The organism is Sphingomonas sp. PP-CC-3A-396, assembly GCF_004343105.1.
Classification (GTDB): Bacteria; Pseudomonadota; Alphaproteobacteria; order Sphingomonadales; family Sphingomonadaceae; genus Sphingomonas.
The window spans coordinates 1-6170 of the sequence record NZ_SLYF01000021.1; the positions used below are offsets into that span (position 1 = coordinate 1).

Genomic DNA, 6170 nt, shown 5'->3' on the forward strand with positions numbered 1-6170 from the left:
CGACAGCATGCTAATGGCGACGCCGACGATCGAGATCTCGACGAAGGTCGTAAAGTTGGCTGCGGGAGCCGCGGTGCCGCCCCCGACGCCAACGCCAACGCTGACCCTCACCGGCCCGCTCGGTTTCACCGCAGGCGCTGCGTCCGGCACGCTGTTGGCGAATATCGGCAACGTGCCTACCGGCGTCACTCCGACGCTCACCCCCAACGACGGACGCCTCGCAATCGCAGGCGATGACACGAACGGCTGGAAAGTGGTCGTTGGCCTGTCTGCATCGGCGGCGGGGACGATCAACCTGACCGTTTCGGCGGCAGGTGCGATCGCTGCTAGTGCTGGGGTCGCTGTGGCGGCGTCAATCTATATCACGATCCCGAATTACGCTACGATGGCGGTCGCCGGTGACAGCTTTGGTGTTGGCGTCGGGGCGACAACGACCGCGAATGGCTGGGCCTATCTGCTCGCTGCGGCGCTCGGAGCGCTTCTAGCCAACTCGTCTGTTTCGGGCTCGGTCCTGCAACATAGCGCCGATGCGGGCGGGAGTGCGCGGCCAAGCAACCTCCGCGACAATTACGGGACGTATCTGCTCGGCAGCAACAAGAAAGCCGCCGCTTTCATCGCGCTCGGTTACAACGACGCTCGATACATTGGTGCAAACGGCACTTTCAACGTAGCGCAGTATATCAGCGACTATCGCGAGATCATCAACGGCCTGATCCTCGGCGGCTATGCGCGCGCTGACATTTATATCATATCGCCGTGGTATATCACTGATCTCGGACTTACGACTGGCTCCACCGGCTTTGCGGGCCAAACCCGTGCGGCATTCGTACCATTCGTGACGGGTGCTGCATCGGTAGCGGCCGAGTTCGGGGTCAACTATACTGACGCGTACAATCCGCTTAACATCGCAGCTTATATCGCGGACGTGGACGGCAACGATCGCGTCCATCCGAGGAACGTCGGCCACAACATCATCTTCACGACTGTCCGTGATAAGACGATTGCCGCTAATACCCGCGCGGCTCCAACCGTCACCAGCAGCGTTGCGAACCAGACCGTTACCGTTGTTGCATCGGCTGTCGCAGGTGCTGTGTCTTACGAATACGAATTGATCGCCAACCCTGTTCGCACGGCGGGCAATACGTCGGGTACGTTCACCGGTGTGGCAGCGGGCAGCTACTACGGCAAGGCTCGCGCGATCTTCAGTGACGGCATCCCTGGGCCGTGGGGCTTCACGGCGGCAGCCGTCACGGTCGCAGCCGCAGGTAACAGCCTCAACACCCTGACGCTATCGGGCGCGCCCAAGAACGGTACGGCCTCGACGGGGACCATCAACGGTGCCACGGCAGGGTCGTCCATCGTCAGCAACGTCAGCGGTCTGACGGTAGATAGCGCCGCCCGGACTTACGCCTTCGACGGCACGGCTGCTGCTGCGACGACCACGAACGGGCTGGTAGAAACACTTGGTGGCGCGACTGGATCGCCAAAGTCGAGTCCTGTGACTGTCGCAGCCGCGAGTGCCCGCACGGCTCGTGGCGTCACGGAAAGCTATGGCTCAACCGCCGATGGCACGCTGCTGACCGCCACCAGCCCGACGCTCGGCACTTGGGCGAAGAACGGCTACTCGACCGGCGATGCCACGATCATGGCAAATGCCATCACGGGCGGGCCAACCGCGTCGCGTATCGCTGTCGAGCATCTTGCCTCGGCGACCTATGCGAACGGTCAATATGCCAAGGGGACGATGGTGGTTCGTTCCGACGCCGCGCCCAATCTGTCGGTCGCGCTGGTGCTACGCTCCGATCCAGCCAACCAGACGTTCCTCGGCATTCTTTACAATGGCGGGAACGCGCGCGTGGTTAAGTACACGAACGGCACCCTCGGGCTGATTGGAACGCCCATCGCCTCTGCTCTTGGGGTTGGAACCTATGCCGTAGATATTCAGGCAACGCCCGCGAATGCTGGTGCCGACTGCGTTATCAGCGGCACCATCAACGGCGTGGCGTTCTCCTACACGGTCGCGGAAAGCAGCCTGCCCGCGCTGGGAACCGGCATGGGCATTCGCACACAGACCGCTGGCGTGGTGTGGACGAGTACGACTGGCCCAGTGTTCACGTCGATCGAAGTCGGAAGCGTGAACTGATGCGCGGCGTCCTCGCCCTTTTCGCCCTTGAGATCACGGGGTCTACGTCGTGACGATCTCGATTTACAGCGGCCCTGTAGAAGGCGCGACGCTCACCTTCCTGCGCAAGTGGGAGGCGTGGGCCGGACGTAAGGCCGGTAAGGTAACGGTCAACGGCTCCACGCAAGACGAGTGGAAGGAAATGGTCTCATCGATTGGCTGGCTGGTCGCGATGTACCTGAAGAACCTTGACGTACAGCCGATCGTCGGCGTGCCGATGCTGCCGAAGGGTAAGTCCCACAGCGTCCAAGGTTACATCGAGCACTGGGGCGACGTTCAAGCGCGCTATTATCCGTTCCACCAGATTCTCACCGAGATCGTAAAGCTGCCGAATCCGGTCATTCGCCTCGGATGGGAGTTCAACGGCGACTGGCAACCGTGGTTCGCTAAGGACCCGGCGCTGTTCGCAATGCTCTGGCGGCTGATCGTCGATCACGCACGGAAGAACGTGAAGGGCGGCGACCGAGTCAAGTGGGAATGGTGCCCCACGATCACCGCCTGGAACAGGATCGACGTAGCGGCCTGCTATCCTGGCGATGACTATGTCGATGTGATCGGGTGCGATCTGTACGACATGGAAGAGCCTACGCCGGGTGCTGACGCAGCCGCTCGTTGGGCATTGGCACGCGACTGCAAGTTCGGCCTCGGGTGGCTGGCGCAGTTCGCGCGCGATCACGGCAAGGCGTTGCGGATATCGGAATGCGGAGCGGGCAAGTTCGGCGACAACCCGTATTTCGTGGAGCAGGTTGCTACCTTCTCGAAGGCCAGCGGCTGCGACGTGTATTGGTGGGAGAGCGATGCCGACTATCCCGGCGCGCTGATGACCGGCAAGCGGCCGAAGCAGACGGCGTCGTTTCGAAAGATGCTGGCATGACGCACCCGCCTATCCGAGGGCTGTCGATCGGCCTGCCGCTTTCCGCGCTGCTGTGGGCGGTAATCGCCGAGGCGTTGATAACGTAGCAGGTATCGCGGCGTCACTCACCAAGGCAGAGATGACGCCGCGATAACTGAGATCTACGACGAATTAGAGGGCGGTAGTTTGGGCTTCTTTACCCGGACTAGACCACAGTGATTACACCGACGCACTGTAGTGCCCGGGCGGAGTGTCGCCTCTCGAATATGCCATTGATGAATATCCCAACGGCACAATCGCATTCTGCCCCCCTATATAAACGGTGCCGCAATCAGTGCCCAAAGGGCTATGCTGAGAGGAAGCGCCAGCAATATGCCATGTTCGCCGAACGGGTGTCGACGCTGCGCCCATGGCGTTTTCGAATGGATAGAAGCTGTCCGCATTTCAGTCTCTCCTCAAGCGGCTCTTTGAACCGTCGTGTCTGGGACTCCCTATATGGGACACTTTGTAAGGACTGTACGAAATTATAATAAATTTTTTGAATTGGGTTAACTCGGGTTAATCCAGTTCTCACTCGCGACACTGCGGCGTTGTCCATTTGGTCTGAGATGACGCCGCGACGTCATGGAGCTAGCTTGACGTCGCCGGCTTGTCAGTCCGGAGACGAGCCATGGCTTCGCCAAGCTCGATGTCCTGCCGCACTCCAATATCCTGACAGATCCTGGCGAACTGGGTTCCCGCCCATGTCACCCGGAAGTCAGGGGGCTGACGATCGCGGCCGAGCAAGGTCAACCAGAGCGTGTCGAACGGGTCGCGGTTCTTCGATAGGCAGGTCGAGTACAGGTACGCTAGCGCCAGGCGCACACCGTGCTGCGGCTGTTTCAGGGGGCCGACGGCCTGAAGATTCCTGATCGCATCGTCTAGCACCACCAGGGCGATGAACGTCGTTCGGTTAGGCTTAGACACGGTCGGCTTTACAAGGTGACCACGGGTCACGCGCGCCAAGCTCGCGTTCGTCGATGTTGAGCACGATCGCTAAGTGTCGACGTTCATCCTCTGGCAGCCGGCGGGGAGAACCACGTGCGACGAACTGCTGGAGGTATGGCGGGTTGCGACCGATTGTCGCAGATAGATTGGCAAGGCTCTTCCCCTGTTCATTCGCCAGCTGGGGAAGCCGCATGCGCGGGTTCAACAATATCGGCATCGGTACGCATCCTAACGTCGAATCGGGATGCGTCGTTAGCTAGATTGTTCCGCGTTTGTTCTCAACCGTTTTGCGGGATGCCGGATCATCTTCGATCGCGGAGATTACCGCAATTGCCTCGTCGACGTAGCTCTCCCACATCGGTCGCCCTTCGAACGTCGTGTTTTCCGGGAGCTCGTGAAAACGGCAAAGCGCGCGTGCGGCGCGTTCAATCCTGTCCATACGGAAGCCTCCTATCGATGCCCCCGCGGGCGTAAGCGATTGAGATCGCTTACGCCAGAGACGGCAAGCGATTGGGCAACCGACGTTGATAACAAAGGACTTTACGGGCCCGCAGCTAAAGGGTGGCGAAGGCGTTTTATCCGAGCAATTCCGCCTGACTAACCACCTGCCTCAAATAAGTATAAGTGAGTCGAGCAGCTTGAAGCGGACTTCTACCACTAAGCGGGCTTCCATTATGAAACGATGGCGGGTCATACTGTTTGGGTGTCATTCTCTTACGAGCCTTCGCACTAACCGGCGCGAGTATCATTTCGTCTTTTACCAAATACTCCGCCACCCCCGCCGGAAGCGACGATTTCCATTCTGATATTGTGGCTACGCCATCTTCTCCCATCGTGATCTGACACTCAACGTCGAAGTCTCCAACGTTGGCAGGTACAATTACGCCGACTGATTCGGTTTGATTAACGACACTGCGGACGAGACCATGCTCTTCGTCATTTCTCGCCTCATACATATATTTCAAAAGCTCATCGGCCTCTACCTGTTCCACGACCGATCGGAACCAGGCTTCAGCGGGAGCGTCTCCTGCTACTCCCGCCTTGAGGACTTCATACACCCCGTTCGCGGCCGTTATAAAAACGTACCAGTCTGAGCTAAACTCTAACGGCGAGCTTACCGAAGCCATGTCGCCTATCGCCCGCGCCATGGCATGTAGCCGAACCAGCGCTTTTTCGATTGCCTTACGATCCATCCGCCAGTTGCTCCCGTGCGCGAATTTAGACGCATCCGTTAAAGCCGATTTACTCTGGGGAGCGCAACAAATCCGAACTTTGGGATCGACCTAGTCCGATAGCAACCAAATCCTGTTCCCAGCGCAGACCCGCCTCGCTATCGCGCGAGCAATAAGGATAATGTCCGCAGCAGCATGTCAATGGAGTTTCAAGTGCCCTATTCAGACTATAACGTCTTAGAACACCAAGACCCTGATGAAGCTTACTGTTCAGTAGATTATGTATCTGCCGCGGGTGGAATGCCGGACGATATTCCGGCCATAATTGGCCGATTTTTGTTCACTTGCGCAAGCCTCGAAGGGGTAATTGTTTCGCAGGTGCGGGCTGAAACTGGAATGCCAGACCGCCTAGCGCGAATCGTCGTCGGCGCCCCGAAACTTCATGCTGCAGTGGCGCTGAGGGTCAAAGTCGCCATCGCTTCTGACGCCTCGGCAGACCGTGTTGAGGACCTGAAAGCTTGGAAAAAGCGCGTCGAATATGTATTCCGCGTACGAAACGTAGTTGCCCATCAGGAACCCGCATGGCGGCCGGGCTGGCTTCGCTATCATAATTATCCGATGGCCACCCAAATCGATCCGCCGGAGCGCTTAATCTACGTATGCAGAACTGACGAACTGCTTAATCTCACGACGTACGCTCGTATGCTCACGAGCACTGACCCGACGCAATTGGAGGATTTTTTCAACAGTCACCAGTTCCCTCCTGATCCCCAAGCGTAACTTGCGTCTGGTATCGCGCTGGTATCGCAAACAGTCTCGTAAGGGCCCGCAGTGTCAGGCTGGTTGGTCAAGCGATAGCCATGTATAGCGGTCCCACTCATCAAGGCAGAGATGACGCCGCGACGGCCTATTTCATGCGCTACGTATATCGCAGTGTGGTTTATTTCGTTTGGGTGGGTGTGACCCCCTCGTCTCC

The 6170-nt window shown here is 58.7% G+C and carries 6 protein-coding genes; 3 read left to right on the forward strand and 3 right to left on the reverse strand.

Annotation, left to right across the window (positions count from 1 at the left end; genetic code table 11):
• Window positions 1–2143 (forward strand): GDSL-type esterase/lipase family protein (locus tag C8J40_RS19880; protein ID WP_132898510.1); only part of this gene is annotated, 2143 nt, incomplete at its 5' end.
• 49 nt (window positions 2144–2192) lie between these two features.
• Window positions 2193–3056 (forward strand): glycosyl hydrolase, encoded by an 864-nt coding sequence (locus C8J40_RS19885; RefSeq protein ID WP_132898511.1) that lies wholly within the window; start codon window positions 2193–2195, stop codon window positions 3054–3056.
• A 609-nt stretch (window positions 3057–3665) separates the two neighbouring features.
• Here the strand turns inward: C8J40_RS19885 and C8J40_RS19890 are convergent.
• From C8J40_RS19890 to C8J40_RS19900, 3 genes are all read right to left on the reverse strand, one after another.
• Window positions 3666–4040 (reverse strand): hypothetical protein, encoded by a 375-nt coding sequence (locus tag C8J40_RS19890; RefSeq protein ID WP_132898512.1) that lies wholly within the window; start codon window positions 4038–4040, stop codon window positions 3666–3668.
• 238 nt (window positions 4041–4278) lie between these two features.
• Window positions 4279–4461 (reverse strand): hypothetical protein, encoded by a 183-nt coding sequence (locus C8J40_RS19895; protein ID WP_132898513.1) that lies wholly within the window; start codon window positions 4459–4461, stop codon window positions 4279–4281.
• A gap of 136 nt (window positions 4462–4597) precedes the next feature.
• On the reverse strand, window positions 4598–5215 hold the full coding sequence (locus C8J40_RS19900) for a hypothetical protein (protein ID WP_132898514.1): 618 nt from the start codon (window positions 5213–5215) through the stop codon (window positions 4598–4600).
• 192 nt (window positions 5216–5407) lie between these two features.
• Here C8J40_RS19900 and C8J40_RS19905 point away from each other — a divergent pair, with 192 nt between their 5' ends.
• Window positions 5408–5974 (forward strand): hypothetical protein, encoded by a 567-nt coding sequence (locus C8J40_RS19905; RefSeq protein WP_132898515.1) that lies wholly within the window; start codon window positions 5408–5410, stop codon window positions 5972–5974.
• Window positions 5975–6170 lie beyond the last annotated feature (196 nt).